Origin of the sequence: Agrobacterium sp. SOY23, assembly GCF_027212525.1 — a bacterium.
In the GTDB taxonomy this organism is placed as follows: domain Bacteria; phylum Pseudomonadota; class Alphaproteobacteria; order Rhizobiales; family Rhizobiaceae; genus Agrobacterium; species Agrobacterium tumefaciens_I.
Genome location: NZ_JAPWDT010000001.1, coordinates 87,228 through 107,782, shown reverse-complemented (window position 1 = coordinate 107,782; position 20,555 = coordinate 87,228). Strand labels below are relative to the sequence as shown.

The following is a 20,555-nucleotide window of genomic DNA, read 5'->3' as shown; positions in this document are numbered from 1 at the left end:
AGATCACAGGAACAACCGGCGCGCGACGACGCGAAAGCCAGCCGTTCCGCCCGACAGGGGGACATCTGTCCATGAGTACCTTTGAATTCCTGCTGCACGGTCTTGAGGTTGCCGCCCAACCCATGAACCTGCTTTATGCGCTGATCGGCGTCACGCTCGGCACCGCCGTTGGCGTTCTGCCCGGCATCGGCCCGGCGCTGACGGTGGCGCTGCTTTTGCCCGTCACCTATCGGCTCGATCCCGCCGGTTCGCTCATCATGTTCGCCGGCATCTATTACGGCGGCATGTATGGCGGCTCGACCACCTCGATCCTGCTCAACACGCCCGGCGAAAGCGCCTCGATCGTCACCGCACTCGAAGGCAACAAGATGGCCCGCAAGGGTAGAGGTGGCCCGGCACTGGCCACCGCCGCCATCGGCTCCTTCGTCGCCGGTCTCATCGCCACCGTGGCACTCGCCTTCATCGCGCCCTATATCGTCAAGCTGGCGCTGGTCTTCGGCCCGCGTGAATATTTCGCGCTGATGGTTCTCGCCTTCGTGACCGTATCTTCCGCCTTCGGGGATTCGGCGCTGCGCGGCCTCACCTCGCTCTTCATCGGCTTTGCGCTTGCCATTGTCGGCATCGACCAGCTGACCGGCCAGACCCGCATGAGCTTCGGTATTCCCGACCTGCTCGACGGCGTGGAAGTGACGACACTTGCGGTGGCCATGTTCGCCATCGGCGAGACGCTGTTCATCGTCGCACAGGGCAGCACTGGCCCGGACAAGGTGGAAGCCGTGAAAGGCTCCGTCTGGATGAGCGCGCAGGACTGGGCACGTTCCTGGAAAGCCTGGCTGCGCGGCACGCTGATCGGTTTCCCCATCGGCGCCATGCCGGCAGGCGGTGCGGAAATCGGCACCTTCCTTTCTTACGCTACCGAAAAGAAGCTGACCAAATATCCGGAAGAATTCGGCCATGGCGCCATCGAAGGCGTGGCCGGTCCGGAAGCCGCCAACAATGCGTCCGCCGCCGGCACGCTGGTGCCGCTCCTGACACTCGGCCTGCCGACGACGGCAACCGCCGCCATCATGCTCGCCGGCTTCCAGCAATATGGCCTGCAGCCCGGCCCGCTTTTGTTCGCCACCAATCCGCAGCTCGTCTGGGGCCTGATCGCCAGCCTGTTCATCGCCAACCTGATGCTGCTGGTTCTGAACCTGCCGCTCGTCGGCCTGTGGGTGAAGTTGCTGACCATTCCGAAGCCCTGGCTTTACGCCGGCATTCTGCTGTTCGCGACACTCGGCACCATTGGCGCCAACCCGTCGGTGTTCGAACTCGGCATGCTGCTCGCCTTCGGTATCCTCGGCTATATCATGCGCATCTTCGGTTATCCGATTGCGCCTGCGGTCGTTGGCCTCATCCTCGGCCCGCTCGCCGAACAGCAGCTGCGCCGCGCCCTTGCCATCGGCCAGGGCGATCCGACGGTGCTGTTCACCTCACCGATTGCCGTTGGCCTCTTCATCGTTGCGGCCGCCGCCTTCATCATTCCGCTGATCATGCGCATCCGCGGACGTGGCGAGGTGCTGACGCAGCTTGCCGCCAACGAGGACTGAGAACCAGGGAGCCTCCCAAGGCAACTGGCCCCGTATCTTCGGATGCGGGGCCTTTTTTATTCACGCCAACGGGATGTGTGGCACAGATGCGGCCATGATAGGATTGCTGCAAACGCAGGAGAAGAACATGCGCAAGATCGCGATCATGATGGTTCTGGCGCTCGCCGGCTGCACCACCGCCACGCCCGATGTGGAGCCCATTCCCGGCAGCATCACCTATGGCGGGCAGCCGCGCACCAAACTGACCAAATCCCCCATCGGCAGCACGCTCAGCAATGAATTCGTGATGGGCGACGGACGGCTGGCGATCGAGACCTACCGGGTGCAGACGGACCGATCGTTGAAACTGGAGCGACGCGAAATCGTTGGCGACTGGCCGCAGGATTGAAACACGGCAGTCACGTTCGGAATGCAATTGCGCAGGGACAACCCGGGTCTGCCCCACCATCAGGGCACGCCCGCGCCGTCACATGCCCCGCACCCGAAGATGGCACACGGGACTGGCGCCGATCCTCGCTCAACCCTCGACGTCATCCTCGGACTTGACCCGAGGATCCATCGACCCCGCCGCAGTGGATCCTCGGGTCAAGCCCGAGGATGACGGGGAGAGATGAGCGCGTGTTTCACTGCCCCACATTTCCCGCTCACGGCAATTCAGAACCGTTCTAAAACATAATTTTGATTTCCGCGAACCTTGCCAATAAAGCTGACAGCGGACATCAAGTTAACCCCACGGGACAACCTTCCGCGGGCTTAGAACCATATTGCAAGGGACATATAAGTGGCCATCAACTTCACCTTCCCCGTTCGACTGCTGGCGGCAGCAGCCTTCAGCCTTGGCGCGATAACCGCAGGCGCGCAGGAAATGACGATCAAGCACGCGCAGGGCGAAACCGTGCTGAAAGCGGCACCGAAGAAGGTTCTGGTTCTCGATATTCCCTCGCTCGACAATCTCGATGCACTCGGCGTCGAACCCGCCGGCGTGGTCGGCTCCAACTTGCCGACCTATCTGCAGAAATATGCCGATGACAAATATCTGAAGGTCGGCACGCTGTTCGAGCCCGATTATGAGGCGATCAATGCGGCCGAGGCCGATCTCGTCATCGTCGGCGGCCGTTCGCGGGCGAAATATCCCGATGTCGCGAAGATCACGCCGGCTATCGACATGTCGGTCGATTCCAAGGAATTCATTGGAAGCGTGAAGGCCAACATCACCAAGCTCGGCGATATCTTCGGCAAACAGGAAGAAGCCAAAAAGCTCGATGCTGCGATCGATGAAAAGGTGGCAAAGCTGAAGGAAATCGCGCCCAATTCCGGCACGGCGATGATCCTCGTCACCAATGCCGGCAAGGTTGGTGTTTATGGCCCAAGCTCGCGCACCGGCTGGCTGCACACCGAAATCGGCTTCAAGCCGGTCGCCGCCGACATCGACGACCGTTTCGACCGCGGTGACGTCGTCTCCTTCGAATATCTCGCCGAGGTCAATCCCGAATGGCTGTTCGTGATCGACCGCGACGCTGGCATCGGCCGCGCCACCGACCCCGGCAAGGCCGCCGCACAGGTGCTGGACAATGAGCTGGTGCACCAGACCAATGCCTGGAAGAAGAAGCAGATCGTCTATCTCGACCCGCAGGCGGCCTATATCGTCAGCAGCGGTTACACGGCGCTCGCCACCCTGCTCGATCAGGTCTACAAGGCCGTTTCCGAGAAGAAGTCTTAGGCACTATACGCACCTGTTCCTGAAGGCTGCGCCAAACTCGACGTCATCCTCGGGCTTGTCCCGAGGATCTACCAAGGCATCGTAAAATCAATGGGTTGCAGATCCTCGGGACAAGCCCGAGGATGACGGAGAGAAGGTTGGCCCCTCTCCGCAACCTCAGAGGCCGCCGGAGCTTTCACCATTTTCGAAACACCACCGACGTGAAATCCCTGTCCCTCATCCTTGCCCTTCTTCTGGCTCTGGCGCTCGCCACCACCAGCCTGTTCGTCGGCGTCAGCAACGTCTCGCTCACCACGCTCTTCGCGCCGGATACGGGCGCGGATGCACTGCGCGTGCTGCTGGTCAGCCGCATTCCGCGCACACTGGCGCTGATACTGGCCGGAAGCTCCATGGCGATTGCCGGCCTCATCATGCAGATGCTGGTGCGCAACCGCTTCGTGGAGCCTTCGACGGCGGGCACCACCGAATCCGCCGGCCTCGGCCTGCTCACCGTCACCTTGCTGGCGCCCGATACGTCGATCTTCGGCAAGATGCTGGTGGCCGCCATTTTCGCGCTGGCAGGCACCGCGCTCTTCCTGCGTATCCTGCGGCAAGTGCCGCTGCGCGACGTGCTGCTGGTGCCGCTGATCGGCATCATGCTGGGCGGCGTCATTGCCGCCGTTACCACCTTCTTCGCCTATCGTTTCGACCTCCTGCAATCGCTCGGCGCATGGATGACGGGGGATTTTTCCGGTGTGCTGCGCGGCCGTTATGAATTGCTGTGGGTCGGCTTCATCCTCGCCATTGCCGCCTATCTTGCCGCCGACCGTTTCACCGTGGCCGGCATGGGCCGCGATTTCACCACCAATCTCGGCCTCAATTATCGCCGCGTCATGGCGCTCGGCCTCACCATCGTTTCGCTGGTCAGCGCCGTCGTGGTCGTCACGGTCGGCATGATTCCCTTTCTCGGGCTGATCGTGCCGAATGTCGTCAGCCTGATGATCGGCGACAATATGCGCCGCTCCGTGCCATGGGTGGCGACGCTTGGCGCGGTCTTCGTACTTTCCTGCGACATCATCGGCCGCACCGTGCGCGCGCCTTATGAAATACCGATCGGAACCGTGGTCGGCGTCATCGGCAGCGCTCTCTTCCTCTATCTCCTGCTGCGGAAACGCCACCATGCGTGAGAGGCATCCCGACCGGCGCGCAAAAACCGTTCTCATCGTGCTTGCCGCATTGGCGTTCATATCCATGGCCGCCTTCATGACGCTTGGCGCCAAGGGAAGCTGGAGCTTCGTGCTTCCCTTCCGCGGCATCAAGCTTCTCTCGCTCGTGCTAGTTGCCTATGCCATCGCCGTCTCCACCGTGCTGTTCCAGACGGTCACCAACAACCGCATCCTCACCCCTTCGGTGATGGGCTTCGATTCGCTCTACGTGCTGATGCAGACGGGGCTGATCTTCGTGTTCGGCTCGGCAACCGTGGTCATGATCGATCCGCAACTGAAATTCCTCACCGAGACCGCCCTGCTCGTCGCTTTCTCGGCCCTGCTCTATCGCTGGCTTTTCGTTGGTGCCGAACGCAGCCTGCATCTTCTGGTGCTGGTCGGCATCGTCTTCGGCGTCTTCTTCCGCAGCCTCTCGGGCTTCATGCAGCGCGTGCTGGACCCGAATGAATATACGGTGCTGCAGGATGTGCTCTTCGCCAGCTTCAATTCCATCGATCCAACGCTTCTCACCGTCTCCGCCATCATCATCGGCCTGGTGACCGTCATCGGCCTCAGGCTCATGCATACGCTCGACGTGCTGTCACTCGGCCGCGCAATGGCCATCAGCCTCGGCGTCGAATACAAGCGCACGGTCACCATCATCCTCGTGCTCGTCTCGGTGCTGGTCGCCGTTTCCACCGCGCTCGTCGGCCCGGTCATGTTCTTCGGGCTGCTGGTCGCGGCCCTTGCCCATTATCTGACGGGCAACGGCAAACACGCCTATGTGCTGCCGGCGGCGATCCTTATCGCCGTCATCTGCCTCGTCGGCGGGCAGGTGGTTTTGGAACGCATCTTCGCCTTCGATACGGCGCTTTCCATCATCATCGAATTTCTGGGCGGCATCGTCTTTATTGGTCTTATTCTGAAGCGGGGTGCGCGATGATCATCGCCAGTCAGATCAGCAAATCCTATGGCGATAGCCTCGTCGTCGACGGTGTGACCGTCTCCATTCCGGCAGGCGGCGTCACCTCCATCATCGGGCCGAACGGGGCGGGAAAATCGACCCTGCTCTCCATCATGGCGCGGCTGATGTCCATGGACGCCGGAACCGTGACAGTCGGCGGGCTGGATGTGGCGAAAACCCCTTCCGACACGCTGGCGAAGCGGCTTTCGATCCTGCGGCAAGACAACCACATCTCCTCGCGCCTGACGGTGCGCGATCTCGTCGGTTTCGGCCGTTACCCCTATTCCAAGGGCCGACCGACCATGGAAGACAAGGTCCATATCGACCGGGCGCTCGAATATCTGCATCTCGAAACCCTTGCCGGCCGCTTTCTCGACGAGCTTTCCGGCGGCCAGCGTCAGCGCGCCTTCGTGGCCATGGTGCTGTGCCAGGATACGGATTATGTGCTGCTTGACGAGCCGCTCAACAATCTCGACATGAAACACGCCTCCGGCATGATGAAGATCATGCGCCGCGCCGCCGACGAGCTGAAGAAGACCGTGGTACTGGTGCTACACGATATCAACTTCGCTTCCTGGTATTCCGACACCATCATCGCCATGCGCGAAGGCCGCATCTGCCATCAGGGCCCGGCAGAGGAGATCATCCGCCCGGATATCCTTGCGGATATCTATGACATGCCGATCCGTGTCGAAGAGATAGAGGGCAGACGCATCTGCCTGTTTTACGAATGACATGATGATTGTGCAGGATTTTCGCTGTCATGTTGCCTAACATGGAACAGGGCCACAGGCCCGGACGTTAAACGACGGACTTTTCCAAAGCGGCATTCCGTCCGCAACTTCAGGAGACATCGATGAAGACGCACAAGACGAAGAACGACCTGCCTTCCAACGCCAAGGCGACGGTGATCGGCATTCTGAACGAATCGCTGGCTTCGGTGATCGACCTTGCGCTCGCCACCAAGCAGGCGCACTGGAACCTGAAAGGCCCGCAATTCATCGCCGTGCATGAACTTCTCGACACCTTCCGCACGCAACTCGACAATCACGGTGACACGATTGCCGAACGTGCCGTGCAGCTTGGCGGCACGGCGCTCGGCAGCCTGCAATCCGTCTCCTCGACGACGAAACTCAAGGCCTATCCGACCGACATCTACAAGATCCACGACCATCTCGACGAATTGATCGAGCGTTATGGCGATGTCGCGAATATGATCCGCAAGGCGATCGACGATTCCGATGAGGCCGGCGACCCGACGACGGCCGATATCTTCACCGCCGCCTCGCGCGATCTCGACAAGTCGCTGTGGTTCCTCGAAGCGCATGTGCAGGAAAAGAGCTAAGCGGACGTCCGCCCACCCCGCAACAGCAAAGCGCCCGGAAGTTCCGGGCGCTTTTTTTCATATTGGTTTGTCAATGCCGTCGCAGAACGGCAAGCCCGATATCGCGCAGCATCTCATGGTCGAGAATGCCGCGCTGGGCGCTGCGGATCAGAACCGCTGCGCACTCATTGGCGACATGGCTGCTGCGATCTTGAAGGCACTCGAAACATACGCCATCGAAAATATTCTGCAGATCGCTGATCTGCTCCGGCGACAACTGCGCGCCAACTCTTTCAAAAGCTGCATACGACAAGGCTCATCCTCCCGATGATGATGATATGCCAAGTATCGTTTTCTTTTTTCGTGGACATCAAATTTGTACACCTGAACGAATCACTTGTCGAATCAGATTTTAACCAAATGTAAATAGGTTATTTTCTGGCCCACCTGTCGGTTATGGCTTACCGGCTCGGGCGATAAAAACAAATTGAAACAACATCTTCCCCCGAGACGCCCCTGTTCGGCCTCCATCCTTTCCCCAGCATTCCCGATAATTCCGCCAAAGGGTGGATTTCCACCGAAACAGCAAAAGAAACTGTTGCATTCCAAAAACGATTGAGCGATATAGCACCCGTCGCCGCTTCGGTGGCCCACGGTTCAGCGAACTACCCCGGACCGGTGGATTTGAGCGGGTGTAGCTCAGGGGTAGAGCACAACCTTGCCAAGGTTGGGGTCGAGGGTTCAAATCCCTTCGCCCGCTCCAGTTTTCCTAAAACAATCAGATAAATATCACGAATTTTCGGTTCGGCTCGACGGTTTGTCTTTATCCATCGTCGCCTCCGGATTGGCTGTCCCGCTGCCCAAATCCAGTTTGCGTGGCATGATTAAACATGCATCTCACGGCTTGAATTACTATAGATAGATTAAATAATTTAGCAAATAACTTAATACTAAGTCGCTAATAAACAATAATTATTCTTTAATTATCCAAGTATATCAGTTTATGACAAAGCGCATGACGCCAAGAAAGAACCCATGAAGGGATCAATTTCCTTATAGGAGTTGTCACGATGAGAGATTTTCCTGTTGTTGCGAAGTTTTTGACTGTGTTTGCGCTGTTCGGTCTTTGCGTAATCTTGATCGCAGCCTATTCCGCGGTGCAGATCAAGACGATCGATAAAAGCTATAGCGACCTCATCAAGCACGAAAGCACGGCAGCCTTGAATCTGGCGCTTGCGAACCATGCCCTGTTGAATGGGCGCGCTGCTCTGGCAGATATGATGATTGCCTTTACGGAAGAGGGCAATGCCGCCGCTGAAGTTGAAGTAAAAGCCACCCTCACCGAATTCGCGAAGTTGATGGACAGAGCCATTGCCTCGGCTCCGAATGACGGCCGTTTGCCCCTGCTCAAAAATGAAGCGCAGACACTCTACAATGTGACCTGCAAAAACGCCTGGCATCTGGGAAGAACGGCATCAAACGTGGATGAGGCACTGGCATCGCAAAAGGCGTTTGGCATGGAGTGCCAGCCGATCTTCACCAAAATCGGTGCGAAACTGACGCAGATAGCCACCGAAATTTCGGCCCGGAACGACAAGGAAAGCAGTGCCCTGACAGCGGCAAGCGAACAGACCGCGCTCGTGACCGTAGCTGCGGTCATCCTCGGTTTCCTCCTCGTCGTCGTCGTCGGATATTTCGCGATCCGCAACTGGCTGGTCACACCGATGCAGAAACTTGCCGGCACGATGCAAAGGCTTTCCAACGGTGACCTTGCCGTCGATGTGAATGGAACGGACCGGCGCGACGAGGTCGGTACGATGGCCAAGGCGGTGCAGGTCTTCAAGGACAACGAGCTGAAGGCCCGCCAGCTGGAAGCGGATGCGGCACGTGAGCGCGACCAATCCGAATCGGACCGTCAAAAAACCATCGAAACGGACCGCAAGCGTGCCGCCGAAATGACGGAAGCGACGAGCGGTCTGGCCGAGGGTTTGAAACATATGGCCGATGGCGATCTGTCCTACCAGCTGACAACGCCTTTCGCGGCAGACTTCGAAAGCCTGCGAGCGGACTTCAATATGGCCGTAAGCCAGCTCAACAAAACGCTGCTTTCCGTTGCCGACGTCACGGCCGCTATCGATGACGGCTCTCGCGAGTTGAATACCAGCGCCGGCGATCTGTCGCGGCGCACGGAAACGCAAGCCGCCTCACTGGAGGAAACGGCGGCGGCACTCGGCCAGATCACCGGCAATGTCAATAATTCCACAAAGCGGACGGAAGAAGCGCGGGTGGTGGCGGTTGAGGCGAACAGGTCAGCGCAAACATCCGGCCAGGTCGTCGCAAGTGCGGTCGACGCCATGAAGCGTATCGAGAACTCCTCCAGCCAGATTTCCAACATCATCGGCGTCATCGACGAGATTGCCTTCCAGACGAATCTTCTGGCACTCAATGCGGGCGTGGAGGCTGCCCGTGCCGGTGAGGCAGGCAAAGGCTTTGCGGTTGTTGCACAGGAAGTGCGTGAACTTGCGCAACGCTCCGCGCAAGCCGCCAAGGAAATCAAGGAACTTATCCGCAATTCCGCCGATGAGGTTCAAAACGGCGTCAAACTTGTGACCGCCACCGGTGACGCCCTGCAGGTTATTGAAGGTCATGTCATCGCCATCAATACGCATCTCGACGCAATCGCGACGTCTGCAAGGGAACAGTCCGCCGGGCTGGCCGAAGTGAACAGCGCGGTCAACCAGATGGACCAGGTCACACAACAAAACGCTGGAATGGTTGAAAGAGCAAAGGCTTCCAGCACGTCGCTCGCAGGCGATGCCGAGAAACTCCGCCAGATCATCGGCGAGTTCAGGCTGGATGGCACAACCTTAAACGTTGGTACCACTCGAACCGAGCGTCATCAGGCACCGATGCGCGTTACGAACGATGCACAGCCGAGACCATCCCCGGCGCGCCGCATGATCGGCCAGGTGGCCGCCGCACTCGGTGTCTCCACAGCCTTGAAAGAACAAAGCTGGGCCGAATTCTGATCCGTCCTTTGACAAGACCCCCGGATATGTTGTCCGGGGGTCTCATCGTCCCACCCGAGCTGTGTGGGACGATTATCCGCCGGAATAGCCTGGAAATATAAGCAACATCACACCAGCCCATGAACCAGCTTCGCCAGCCAGTCGACAAAAACGCGCACCTTGTTGGTCACATGCCGGGTTTGCGGATAGACCACATAGATCGGCATGGCCTCGCGCCGCCATTCTGAAAGCACCGGCACCAGTTCGCCGCGCGAAAGCGCGTCCTTCACCATGAAGACGGGAAGCTGCACGATGCCCATGCCGGCCAGAGCCGCATTGAGATAGGTGCGGCTGTCATTCACCGAGACGACGTAATTCGGGGTCAGTTCGACGCTGCGCACACCATTGTCGAAAGAGGCCGGCATGATCTGGCCGGTGGTGGCATTGAGATAGCCCACCGAATAATGATCCTTCTCCAGATCCTCCGGCTCGCGCGGCATGCCGAAATTTTCGATGTAGGTTGGCGAGGCGAAAGTCTCGAACCGGAGTTCGCCGACTTTACGGGCAATCAGCGACTGATCGCGCAGCACACCCACGCGCAGGGCACAGTCGACATTTTCCGCGATATAGTCGACCAGACGGTCGCCAACGCCGAGGTCGAGACGGATTTGCGGATAACGCTGGTAAAATTCGCAAAGATGTGGGATAACCACCAGGTCCGCAAAGACACCGGCCATTTCCACCCGCAACCGGCCGGAGGGTTGTACCTGTGCGCTGGACATACTGCCGTCCAGTTCTTCGATTTCCGATAAAATCTGTGATGCCCGCTCATAATAGAGAGCGCCGTCTGTTGTCAGCATCACCCGCCGCGTGGTGCGGTTGAGAAGCGTGGTCTGCAAATGCGCCTCGAGCGCCTGCACCATATTGGTAACCGTGGTTTTCGGCATGTTCAGCGCGGTGGCGGCGCGGCTGAAATTGCCGGTTTCCACGACCCGCGTAAAAACCCGCATGGCGGAGAGCTGATCCATTCACTGCCTCGGAGATATGATTATCCGTGATTTCGGAATAGTGTTTTCAATTTTGCATGCTTGATCGTTTCGATCCGAACAATAATATGGATTTCAGATTTTGCAATATGATCCGCCTCAAGCATGTCGCGCAAAAGCGCGTTGCGGTTTTGCGGTGACGACATGCGGCAAGATAAAAACTTAAAGCGCAGGAGCGTATCCGAAAGATCGCAACACGCTTTAAGTGGCGGCGCAAAGGATCTGGAGTCATGAACGCGCATTGGGAAAATATGGGGAGTGAGACGTCCGCGTCGAAGCTTTCCGTGCGCCGTTATGAAGGTTCCTGCCTCTGCAGCCATCCGCCTATCGTGCTTTACCTGCGTGGCGGATCGTTTCTGGAACCCGGTCTTGAACCGGGCGGCAGTTGCCCCGAGCTTCCGGTGGCACGTGCGCTTGCGGAAAGCGGCGCGGTGGTGGTGGAAGCCGATTACAGCAAGCCGTCCGGCAATGAGTTTCCGATGGTCATTGACTGCGCTTACGAAGCGCTCGACCATCTGAGCCGGGATCGCAAGCATTATGGCGGCGCGAAATCGCTGCTGTTCGTGGCCGGTGAAGAGGCTGGTGGTAATGTGGCGGCGGGCCTTGCGTTGAAGGCTCGTGACCGCATGCCGGGCAAACTCGCAGGCCAGATTCTTCTGTCGCCCATGATCGATCCGATGATGACGACGGAATCCTTCCGCAACGCGGACAGGATCGGCATGCGCCAGCGCTGGGCCGATGGCTGGAGCCATTACCTTGCCAAGGCGTGCGGGTTTTTCCACCCCTATGCCGCGCCCTGCCAGTGCACGCGGCTGAACCGGGTGGCGCCGGCGCTGATCTTTACCGCCGAGGATGACCCTCTGCGCGACGAAACGGTCAATTATGGAGACCGCCTCATCGCCTCGGGTGTCAGCGTCCGGAGCCATGTTTTCCCCGCCGGCGTCGGCTGGACGGGGCTTTATCAAGGAGAGGGCGGCGGATGGGTCTCATCCGTCTGTTCGGAGTTCAAGACCTTCGTTGACCAGTTGAGACACTGAATACCGCATTTATTGAAGAACTGACCTGCTCCTGATCAGGAGCCAAGGAGAAACCCATGACGCTGAACACCAAGCGCCGGGCCCTGACGGGTGCCGGTATCGGGCTTGCCATGTCCGTTGCAGCCGCAGCATTGTTTTTCGATCTCCCCACCAGCCGCGACGCAACGGCCGCTTCCACGCCTGCCGAAATGCCGGCGATCCCGGTCACCGTCGCCAAGGTGGAAAGTCGTGACGTGATGCGCTGGGAAGAATTTTCCGGCCGTCTCGAAGCCGTCGACCGGGTGCAGATTCGCTCGCGTGTCGCCGGCCAGATCAAGGCCGTGCATTTCCGTGAAGGCGCGCTCGTCAAGGAAGGCGACCCGCTCTTCACCATCGACCCCGCCCCCTATCAGGCTGCCGTTGCAGGCGCTGAAGGACAGGTCGCTTCCGCCGAAGCCAAGGTCAGCCTTGCAAAGACGGAGCTCGACCGTGGCCGCCGGCTTTCCGATAATCGCACCATCTCCCAGAGCGATCTCGACCAGCGGCAGAGCTCGTTTGCGGATGCCGAAGCCCAGCTTCGCGCCGCCCGCGCAGCACTGACCACCGCCCAGCTTGATCTCGGCTACACCGAAATCCTCGCGCCGGTTTCCGGCAGGGTCGGCCGCATCGAGATCACCGCCGGCAACCTCGTCGCCGCCGGCTCGACCTCGCCGGCACTGACGACGCTGGTATCGGTCAACCCGATCTATGCCAGCTTCAACGCCAGCGAAGGCGTGGTAGCCAAGGCGCTCGCCGAACTGCCGAAAACCGATGGCGCCCTGCCCGCTCTGGAACAGATCCCCGTGGAAATCGGCACGCTTTCGGATGAGGGCACGCCGATCAAGGGCACGCTGCACCTGATCGACAACCAGGTGGATTCGGCAAGCGGCACCATCGGTGTCCGCGCCGTCTTCGACAATCCGGATGGCAGGCTGATCCCCGGCCAGTTCGTGCGGGTGCGCATGGGTGAACCGAAGCCGGAAAACCGCATCGTCATCAGCGATCGCGCCATCGGCACGGATCAGGACAAGCGCTTCGTCTTCGTGGTCGATGCCGAAAACAAGGTGAGCTACCGCCAGATCAAGCCCGGCGCTCCGGCTGACGGCCAGCGCATCATCGAAAGCGGCCTTGCCGCCGGTGATACGATCGTCGTCAACGGCCTGCAGCGCATCCGCCCCGGCGCCACCATCGCACCGCAGGCAGAAGACAAGGTTGCTGCCTCGCAGTAACCCGCCTCTTTGATCAATAAGCGTCCCGCGCTTTCGCGAGACGCCCCTTCAGACAGAACCGGCTTCACCGGCGGCAGAATTGCCGCCGGAACGGCCTTCGCATTCCCAAAGACCCGGAGAGGGACTGGATATGAATATTTCCAGATTTTTTGTCGACCGGCCGGTATTCGCTGGCGTGTTGTCGATCCTGATCGTGGTGGCAGGCCTACTCGGCATGCGCGCCCTGCCGATTTCCGAATATCCGGAAGTCGTTCCGCCATCCGTCGTCGTCCGTGCCACCTATCCCGGCGCGAACCCGACCGTTATTGCCGAAACCGTCGCGACACCGCTTGAAGAACAGATCAATGGCGTCGAGGACATGCTTTATATGGCGAGCCAGGCGACATCGGACGGCGTGCTGACGCTGACCGTCACCTTCAAGCTCGGCACCGATCCCGACAAGGCGCAGCAGCTGGTACAGAACCGCGTGTCGCAGGCCGAACCGCGCCTGCCTTCGGAAGTGCGCGCGCTCGGCATCACCACCGTCAAGAGCTCGCCCGACTTCATCATGGTCGTCAACCTCGTGTCGAAGACCGATGCCTATGACATCACCTATCTGCGCAACTATGCGACGCTGAACGTCAAGGATCGCCTTGCCCGCATCGAAGGTGTCGGCCAGGTACAGGTCTTCGGCGCCGGTGACTATTCCATGCGCGTCTGGCTTGATCCGCAGAAGGTCGCCGAGCATGACCTCGCCGCAAGCGACGTCTCCGATGCCATCCGCCAGCAGAACGTGCAGGCCGCAGCCGGCGTCATCGGCGCTTCACCAAGCCCAAATGGTGTCGACCTGCAGCTCAACGTCAATGCCCAAGGCCGTCTGACGACGCCGGAAGAATTCGGCAACATCATCGTCAAGAGTGGTGCCAACGGTGAAATCACCCGCCTGCGCGATGTCGCCCGCATTGAACTGGGTGCCGCCGATTACACGTTGCGCTCGCTGCTCGACGGCGAACCTGCCGTGGCTGTTGCCGTGCTTCAGGCTCCCGGCTCCAACGCCATCGAAATCGCTGACAATGTCCGCGCCACGATGGATAATCTGCAGCTGGCGATGCCGGATGGCGTGAAATACGAGATCGTCTACGATACGACGAAATTCGTGCGCTCCTCCATCGAGAAGGTTGTCGATACACTCCTCGAGGCCGTTGGCCTCGTGGTGCTTGTCGTCATCCTCTTCCTGCAGACATGGCGCGCCTCGATCATCCCGCTGATCGCCGTCCCGGTCTCGATCATCGGCACCTTCGCCGTCATGTATGCCTTCGGTTTCTCCATCAACGCGCTCACGCTGTTCGGGCTCGTGCTCGCCATCGGCATCGTGGTGGATGATGCGATCGTGGTCGTCGAAAACGTCGAGCGCAACATCGAAAACGGGCTCTCGCCGCGTGACGCCACCTACAAGGCGATGCGTGAAGTCTCCGGACCGATCATCGCGATTGCGCTGGTTCTGGTCGCGGTCTTCGTGCCGCTTGCCTTCATCTCCGGTCTGTCCGGCCAGTTCTATCGGCAGTTCGCACTGACCATTGCCATCTCCACCGTCATTTCGGCCATCAATTCGCTGACGCTGTCGCCCGCGCTTGCGGCCCTGCTGCTGAAGGAACACGGTGCGCCGAAAGACTGGCTCACCCGCTTCATGGACAAGATCTTCGGCTGGTTCTTCCGTGGCTTCAACCGTGCCTTCGGCGCGGCTTCGAACGGCTACGGCAAGACCGTCGGCGGGCTGGTGACGCGCAAGAGCCTGGTGATGCTGGTCTATATGGCACTGGTGGCCGCCACCTATGGCATGTTCACCACGGTTCCGAGCGGCTTCGTGCCGGCACAGGACAAGCAATATCTGATCGGTTTTGCCCAGCTTCCGGACGGCGCGACGCTCGACCGCACGGAAAGCGTCATCAAGCGGATGAGCGACATCGCCATGGAAACGCCCGGCGTCAGCCACGCCATCGCCTTCCCCGGCCTGTCGATCAACGGCTTCACCATCGGCTCCAATTCCGGCATCGTCTTTGCGGTTCTCGATGATTTCGAAAAGCGCAAGACACCGGAACTGTCCGGCGGTGCCATCGCCATGCAGCTGAACCAAAAATATGCCGGCATTCAGGATGCCTTCATCGCCATGTTCCCGCCGCCGCCGGTCAACGGTCTCGGCCAGACGGGCGGCTTCAAGCTGCAAATCGAAGATCGCGCCGGTTACGGTTACCAGACGCTCGACGAGGCGGCGAAAGCCGTGATCGCCAAGGCATACCAGACGCCGGAGCTGGCGGGTATCTTCTCCAGCTACCAGATCAACGTGCCGCAGCTCTTCGCCGATCTCGACCGCGCCAAGGCCGAACAGCTCGGCGTGTCGGTCAGCGACGTCTTCCAGACGCTGCAGATCTATCTGGGCTCGCTTTATGTCAACGACTTCAACGCCTTCGGGCGGACATACAGCGTGCGTGTGCAGGCAGATGCGCAGTTCCGCGCCCATGCCGAAGATATCGGCCGCCTGAAGGTGCGTTCGGCAACGGGTCAGATGATCCCGCTTTCGACTCTGCTGAAGGTGGATGCGACGACGGGACCGGAACGCACCAACCGTTATAACGGCTTCCTTGCGGCCGATATTAACGGCGGTCCGGCACCGGGATTCTCCTCGGGACAGGCGCAGGCGGCGATCGAGAAGATCCTTGCCGAAACCCTGCCCGCCGGTGTCGATTACGAGTGGACGGACCTGACCTATCAGCAGATCCTCGCCGGTAACTCCAGCATCGTGGTCTTCCCGCTGGCGCTGTTGCTCGTCTATCTCGTGCTCGCCGCGCAATATGAAAGCCTCACGCTGCCGATCGCGATCATCCTGATCGTACCTCTCGGTGTGCTCGCGGCCCTCACAGGCGTCTGGTTGACGGGAGGGGATAACAACATCTTTACGCAGATCGGCCTTGTCGTCCTTGTGGGTCTCTCGGCGAAGAACGCGATCCTGATCGTGGAATTCGCCCGGGAACTGGAATTCGAGGGACGAACGCCGCTTCAGGCGGCCATCGAGGCAAGCCGGCTTCGTCTCCGCCCGATCCTGATGACCTCGCTCGCCTTCATCATGGGCGTGGTGCCGCTGGTCGTCTCCACCGGTGCAGGTGCGGAAATGCGCGCGGCCATGGGTGTCGCGGTGTTCTCCGGCATGATCGGCGTGACGTTCTTCGGCATCTTCATGACACCGGTCTTCTACGTGCTGGTGCGGAAGCTCGCGGGCAACCGCCCGCTCATCCAGCACAAGCAGGAAGAACCGGCCAATTCGGACTACAAGCTCGAAAAGGCCGGCTGACGCCTCACCTCCCATCCACCGCCACCTTCGACGCAAGCCCGCCGCGCATCCCCCGATGCGCGGCGTTTTTCATGGCTGGAGGCATTCATGCGACGTCGCTGAAATAGAATCCGTTTCAAATGCTTAAGTAGAGAACAGCCCTATATTGCACTGCATTAAAACTGACGAAAGACAATATATCTGAAACGGTCAACTGGTGCAGAAAGAAACAGTGGTATTTTATGCTTTGTATTTTGTGGTAATTTCCAAGAACGGGGTGATTCGGACTAAATGATTTAGTTCAGGGGCGACATGATGGAGCAGGATTACGAAAACTGGGCAACCACCGTTGCCTATTCGATCGTGATGCATGAGGGTCTTGATCTCGCGCTTTCCGCGCAGAATCTGGACAGAGGCAAGACCAGGAACAATCGTGAGCGGCTGATGGAAGCCATCCGCACGTCGCTACTCGAAGCCCGTTCGCGCGGCGATTACCTGACGGCGGCGTGAAGGACTGCCAGTCGCGCCGGATACGGCAGCGGCTCAGGCCGGAAGCAGATCGGTCCGGATCGCGGCTTTCAGCGGCAGGTGATCCGAGGCGATGCGTGCCAATGCGCTGTCATGCGCCTCCACCTGCTCGATCAGCCCTTCGCGATTAGCGATGATCCTGTCGAGCGCCAGCACCGGCAGGTTGGACGGGAAACTCGGCACTGCTGGCGGCAAGCCACCGAAAGCGTCCCGGAAGGTATTGAGTGACGAACCGTTGCCGAGACGCCATTCATTCAGGTCCCCCATGAGGATGGTCGCGCATTCGTTGCGCGCTTCCAGAAGCCCGACCAACGCCTTGGCCTGCTGGGCGCGGGAATGTCTGAGAAGGCCGAAATGGGCGGCGATGATCCGCAACGTGCCGCCACTCTTCAGGTCCAGCTCCACGACGAGTGCGCCGCGTGGCTCAAGCCCCGGCAATTTCAGCGTATGAACGTCCCTCACCGCCCCTTCCCTGAACAGCACGACATTGCCGTGCCAGCCATGCGCCTTCACGCCGGCCTGCACCGGCACGGGGATGAGCCCGCTTTCCCGTTCCAGCCGGGCAAGATCGAGCAGGCCCGTGCGCTCGCCGAAACGGCTGTCCGCCTCCTGGAGGGCGATGATATCCGCGCCGATTTCCTGAATGACACGGCTGGTGCGATCCGGATCGAACTTGCGGTCGCGGCCGACACATTTATGCACATTGTAGGAAGCGATGACCGGAAAGGAATGGTCTTTTATCGCCGGCACCGCATTTTGCCGCTGGCGGCGCTCGCGCAGCGACTGCATGACGAAGGCCGGCAGGCTGGCGTTCTTCGCCAGCGCCGTTTTTTCGTTATCCAGCAAGCCGTTCTTCTTCACGCGTCAATGCCTCCGGTCTGGCGCATCGTCCTTTCGGACGCACGGCGCTCTAAAGATAGGGCGAAGCGAGCCACAGGACACGCTCCACGAAACGGACAACGAATGGCCGCGCATTCAGTTCGCTCAGCCGGACGGGTATTGCGGTCGCCCGTGCATCGCGGATGCGCTCCCCGATCATCGCGGCGAACGGCTCGTCCATGACCTCGAGGTCGATCTCGAAGTTCAGCCGCAACGAACGCGGATCGAGGTTGGAAGAACCGATATAGGTCCAGCATTCGTCGATCACCAAAAGCTTGGAGTGATTGAAAGCCCCCGTCGCCCGCCAGATACGGCAATAATTCTGCAGCATCTGGTCGAATTGCGCCGTCATCGCCCGGTCCACAAGCACCAGATTGTTGCTTTTCGGCACGATGATATCGACCACCACCCCCCGCCTCGCCGCGGTTATGAGCGCCGAAATAAGCTCTCGATCGGGGAGAAAATAGGGCGACATGATGAGAATGGAGGAACGGGCGACGGAAAAGGCACCCATCAGCATCTTGTGGCTGGTCTCGATGCTCTTGTCCGGTCCCGAGGAGCAGACGCGGGCGACGATCTCAGAGCCCGGCACGCCGTCGGGAATGGCAATATCCCAGACCGGCGCGTCCAGAACTTCCCCCGTCGTGAAGCGCCAGTCTTCCGCGGCGATGGAGAAAAAATCGGAGACGACCGGCCCGGTAATCTTGAAATGTGTGTCGTGCGACTGTTTTTCGCCGCCAAATTCCAGGGTGAAGCCCTCGCGGATATTCATGCCGCCGCTGAACGCGATGCGCCCGTCCACCACCAGGATCTTGCGGTGGGTACGCAGATTGGCATAGGGCAGCCGCAGCCCCATGATGACATTGCCGTTGAAGACATCAGCGACGATGTCCTTTTCTCTCAACGTCGGCAGGATGCTCGGCACCGAATAACGAGCGCCCACGGCATCAATGAGCACCCTCACCTCCACGCCGCGCAGCTTCGCCCTTTCCAGCGCTGCGACGAAACGCGCGCCGATCCGGTCATTGTCGAAAATATATGTTTCGAGAATGATCGACCGCTTCGCTTCACCGATCGCCTCCAGCATGGCGGCATAGGCGACATCACCGGTCACCAGCGGCTCTATGCCATTGCCGGTCGTCAGCGCATGGCGTGTCACCCGGTCTCCCAGCGTCTTCATCGCTTCGAAACGGCGGCCGAAACGCGTGGCGATCATGTCGTTGCTGGCATCAAGACGCGCCACGCGATCCATGATCTCGTCCAGCATGAAGGAGCGCTGCTGCGTGATGTTCGACCGGCGGATACGGTTGATGCCGGCAATCGCATAAATCACCGCACCGACGATGGGCGACAGCACAATGACACCCACCCAGCCGAGCGCCGAGCGGACTTCTTCCTTCGTCATCGTGGCATGCACGGCCGCCACGGTTCCCATCAAGATGGAAAGGACGGCAAGTATATGGGGCCAATAGGCGATGACGAGGTCGAGCATGATGCAACTATAGGGCATCGGGCCGAAAAGTGTAACGCGGTTTTCGGAGAAGCGGACGCGTAAACAAAAAGATAGGCAATTCACCGGTCCCGCCATGATGACCCGGCAGGCGGACGCAAGGGCAAGCGGCGCGTGCGCTTCCCGCCCACGCTTTTGCGGGACAGACCCTTGCGGGATTAACGGTGGAAACCGGCCTTGCGATATGTCATGAGAGCGCATCTTGATCTGTGGGCAGTGGCAACGCGGGGTGCACTTGCGGGCTTTCTGCGACGTTGGAAAGCAAGAAGGCCGTGATGCAGGAAAATACCCAAGGCGCCGTCATCGTCATTTCCAGCCACGTCATGCGTGGCTCCGTCGGCAACCGCGCTGCCGTTTTCGCGCTGGAGACGCTCGGTTATCCCGTCTGGGCTGTGCCGACCATCGTCATGCCCTGGCATCCCGGCCACGGCCCCTCGACGCGGATGCGCTTTCAGGATGACGATTTCGACAAGGCGATGACCGACCTCGAAAACGCCAAATGGGTCGGCGAGGTCAAGGCCGTTCTGACCGGTTATTTCGGCAGCGCCGCACAGGTACGCTCCGTCGCAAGGCTGATCCGCAATCTCAAGGAAAAGAACCCGGCGCTCGTTTATGCCTGTGACCCGGTCATGGGCGATCTGGGCGGGCTCTACATTCCCCTCGAGACCGCCGAAGCCATCCGCGATCACCTCATCCCGCTTGCCACCGTCGCGACACCGAACCGTTACGAACTGGCATGGATGAGCGGCGCCGAGCTTGAAACCAACAACGCCATCATGGATGCCGCGCTCGCGCTCGGTCCGCCGAAAATGCTGGTCACTTCGGCCGTGCCGATGATGACGGGCGGCACCGGCAATCTTTACCTCAGCGGCCGCCATGCGCTGCTTGCCGAACACCGCGCCATCGAAAATGCGCCGAACGGCCTCGGCGACCTGATGTCGGCGCTGTTCCTCGCCCGCCTGCTGGAGGGGCTGGACGATGAAAAGGCGTTGCAACTGGCGACCGCCAGCGTGTTCGAAATTCTGGCCCGCACCAAAAAACGCGACATGAACGAACTGACGCTGGAGACGGACTCCTCAAGCCTCTCCACACCCATGGCCATGGTGCAGATGCGTCATCTCTTGCATCCTTCGCGCAGCAAGCGCAAATAGCGGCTAGAGCATTTCCACGAAAAGTGGACCCCGGTTTTCCGTCCGGAAATGCGGCAAACAAGGA

General features: G+C 59.9%; 17 protein-coding genes and 1 tRNA gene. 14 read left to right on the top strand and 4 right to left on the bottom strand.

Annotated features, from left to right (window positions below):
• The first annotated feature begins 71 nt into the window (after positions 1-71).
• From O3S81_RS00500 to dps, 7 genes are all read left to right on the top strand, one after another.
• Entirely contained in the window at positions 72-1,589 is a 1,518-nt protein-coding gene (locus O3S81_RS00500; protein WP_269340227.1) for a tripartite tricarboxylate transporter permease, read from the top strand.
• A gap of 127 nt (positions 1,590-1,716) precedes the next feature.
• Positions 1,717-1,977 carry a hypothetical protein gene (locus tag O3S81_RS00495; protein WP_269340226.1) on the top strand — a complete coding sequence of 87 codons (261 nt, stop codon included), beginning with the start codon at positions 1,717-1,719 and terminating at the stop codon, positions 1,975-1,977.
• A gap of 393 nt (positions 1,978-2,370) precedes the next feature.
• Positions 2,371-3,309 (top strand): siderophore ABC transporter substrate-binding protein, encoded by a 939-nt coding sequence (locus tag O3S81_RS00490; protein ID WP_269340225.1) that lies wholly within the window; start codon positions 2,371-2,373, stop codon positions 3,307-3,309.
• A 200-nt stretch (positions 3,310-3,509) separates the two neighbouring features.
• On the top strand, positions 3,510-4,475 hold the full coding sequence (locus O3S81_RS00485; protein ID WP_269341369.1) for an ABC transporter permease: 966 nt from the start codon (positions 3,510-3,512) through the stop codon (positions 4,473-4,475).
• Positions 4,468-5,436, top strand: coding sequence for an iron chelate uptake ABC transporter family permease subunit (locus O3S81_RS00480; protein WP_269340224.1), 969 nt, complete (start codon positions 4,468-4,470; stop codon positions 5,434-5,436). Before O3S81_RS00485 ends, O3S81_RS00480 begins: the two co-directional genes overlap by 8 nt.
• Complete coding sequence (locus O3S81_RS00475) at positions 5,433-6,191, top strand: iron ABC transporter ATP-binding protein (protein ID WP_269340222.1); 759 nt, start codon at positions 5,433-5,435, stop codon at positions 6,189-6,191. The genes O3S81_RS00480 and O3S81_RS00475 overlap by 4 nt, the downstream gene beginning before the upstream one ends.
• Before the next feature lie 122 nt (positions 6,192-6,313).
• The gene (gene dps, locus O3S81_RS00470) at positions 6,314-6,802 is read left to right on the top strand and encodes a DNA starvation/stationary phase protection protein Dps (protein WP_269340221.1); all 489 of its coding nucleotides are present in this window, start codon (positions 6,314-6,316) and stop codon (positions 6,800-6,802) included.
• Between the two features lie 70 nt (positions 6,803-6,872).
• On the opposite strand, the gene O3S81_RS00465 is transcribed toward dps, so the two are convergent.
• Entirely contained in the window at positions 6,873-7,094 is a 222-nt protein-coding gene (locus O3S81_RS00465) for a hypothetical protein (RefSeq protein WP_269340219.1), read from the bottom strand.
• A 375-nt stretch (positions 7,095-7,469) separates the two neighbouring features.
• On the opposite strand from O3S81_RS00465, the gene O3S81_RS00460 reads away from it, so the two are divergent.
• Both O3S81_RS00460 and O3S81_RS00455 read left to right on the top strand, forming a co-directional pair.
• Positions 7,470-7,544, top strand: a tRNA-Gly gene (locus tag O3S81_RS00460).
• 307 nt (positions 7,545-7,851) lie between these two features.
• Entirely contained in the window at positions 7,852-9,810 is a 1,959-nt protein-coding gene (locus tag O3S81_RS00455; protein WP_269340218.1) for a methyl-accepting chemotaxis protein, read from the top strand.
• 107 nt (positions 9,811-9,917) lie between these two features.
• On the opposite strand, the gene O3S81_RS00450 is transcribed toward O3S81_RS00455, so the two are convergent.
• Entirely contained in the window at positions 9,918-10,817 is a 900-nt protein-coding gene (locus O3S81_RS00450; protein ID WP_269340217.1) for a LysR family transcriptional regulator, read from the bottom strand.
• A 248-nt stretch (positions 10,818-11,065) separates the two neighbouring features.
• Between O3S81_RS00450 and O3S81_RS00445 the strand changes: the two genes are divergently transcribed.
• The 4 genes from O3S81_RS00445 (at position 11,066) to O3S81_RS00430 (ending at position 16,933) form a co-directional block, all read left to right on the top strand.
• Positions 11,066-11,872 (top strand): alpha/beta hydrolase fold domain-containing protein, encoded by an 807-nt coding sequence (locus O3S81_RS00445; RefSeq protein ID WP_269340215.1) that lies wholly within the window; start codon positions 11,066-11,068, stop codon positions 11,870-11,872.
• 56 nt (positions 11,873-11,928) lie between these two features.
• Positions 11,929-13,119, top strand: a complete 1,191-nt coding sequence (locus O3S81_RS00440; RefSeq protein WP_269340213.1) for an efflux RND transporter periplasmic adaptor subunit — start codon at positions 11,929-11,931, stop codon at positions 13,117-13,119.
• 130 nt (positions 13,120-13,249) lie between these two features.
• Entirely contained in the window at positions 13,250-16,444 is a 3,195-nt protein-coding gene (locus tag O3S81_RS00435) for an efflux RND transporter permease subunit (protein WP_269340211.1), read from the top strand.
• 291 nt (positions 16,445-16,735) lie between these two features.
• The gene (locus O3S81_RS00430; RefSeq protein WP_269340210.1) at positions 16,736-16,933 is read left to right on the top strand and encodes a hypothetical protein; all 198 of its coding nucleotides are present in this window, start codon (positions 16,736-16,738) and stop codon (positions 16,931-16,933) included.
• 33 nt (positions 16,934-16,966) lie between these two features.
• Here the strand turns inward: O3S81_RS00430 and O3S81_RS00425 are convergent, their stop codons facing one another.
• Entirely contained in the window at positions 16,967-17,812 is an 846-nt protein-coding gene (locus O3S81_RS00425; RefSeq protein WP_269340209.1) for an endonuclease/exonuclease/phosphatase family protein, read from the bottom strand.
• A 49-nt stretch (positions 17,813-17,861) separates the two neighbouring features.
• The gene (locus O3S81_RS00420; protein WP_269340208.1) at positions 17,862-19,322 is read right to left on the bottom strand and encodes a phospholipase D-like domain-containing protein; all 1,461 of its coding nucleotides are present in this window, start codon (positions 19,320-19,322) and stop codon (positions 17,862-17,864) included.
• A 293-nt stretch (positions 19,323-19,615) separates the two neighbouring features.
• Here O3S81_RS00420 and pdxY point away from each other — a divergent pair, with 293 nt between their 5' ends.
• Positions 19,616-20,491, top strand: coding sequence for a pyridoxal kinase PdxY (pdxY, locus tag O3S81_RS00415; RefSeq protein WP_269340207.1), 876 nt, complete (start codon positions 19,616-19,618; stop codon positions 20,489-20,491).
• Positions 20,492-20,555: the final 64 nt, after the last annotated feature.

Excerpts from the sequence above, each read along its gene's own strand:
- O3S81_RS00500 (WP_269340227.1), top strand. The coding sequence starts at position 72 with ATGAGTACCTTTGAATTCCTGCTGCACGGTCTTGAGGTTGCCGCCCAA.
- O3S81_RS00495 (WP_269340226.1), top strand. The coding sequence starts at position 1,717 with ATGCGCAAGATCGCGATCATGATGGTTCTGGCGCTCGCCGGCTGCACC.
- O3S81_RS00480 (WP_269340224.1), top strand. The coding sequence starts at position 4,468 with ATGCGTGAGAGGCATCCCGACCGGCGCGCAAAAACCGTTCTCATCGTG.
- O3S81_RS00475 (WP_269340222.1), top strand. The coding sequence starts at position 5,433 with ATGATCATCGCCAGTCAGATCAGCAAATCCTATGGCGATAGCCTCGTC.
- dps (WP_269340221.1), top strand. The coding sequence starts at position 6,314 with ATGAAGACGCACAAGACGAAGAACGACCTGCCTTCCAACGCCAAGGCG.
- O3S81_RS00455 (WP_269340218.1), top strand. The coding sequence starts at position 7,852 with ATGAGAGATTTTCCTGTTGTTGCGAAGTTTTTGACTGTGTTTGCGCTG.
- O3S81_RS00450 (WP_269340217.1), bottom strand. The coding sequence starts at position 10,817 with ATGGATCAGCTCTCCGCCATGCGGGTTTTTACGCGGGTCGTGGAAACC.
- O3S81_RS00445 (WP_269340215.1), top strand. The coding sequence starts at position 11,066 with ATGAACGCGCATTGGGAAAATATGGGGAGTGAGACGTCCGCGTCGAAG.
- O3S81_RS00440 (WP_269340213.1), top strand. The coding sequence starts at position 11,929 with ATGACGCTGAACACCAAGCGCCGGGCCCTGACGGGTGCCGGTATCGGG.
- O3S81_RS00435 (WP_269340211.1), top strand. The coding sequence starts at position 13,250 with ATGAATATTTCCAGATTTTTTGTCGACCGGCCGGTATTCGCTGGCGTG.
- O3S81_RS00430 (WP_269340210.1), top strand. The coding sequence starts at position 16,736 with ATGATGGAGCAGGATTACGAAAACTGGGCAACCACCGTTGCCTATTCG.
- O3S81_RS00420 (WP_269340208.1), bottom strand. The coding sequence starts at position 19,322 with ATGCTCGACCTCGTCATCGCCTATTGGCCCCATATACTTGCCGTCCTT.
- pdxY (WP_269340207.1), top strand. The coding sequence starts at position 19,616 with ATGCAGGAAAATACCCAAGGCGCCGTCATCGTCATTTCCAGCCACGTC.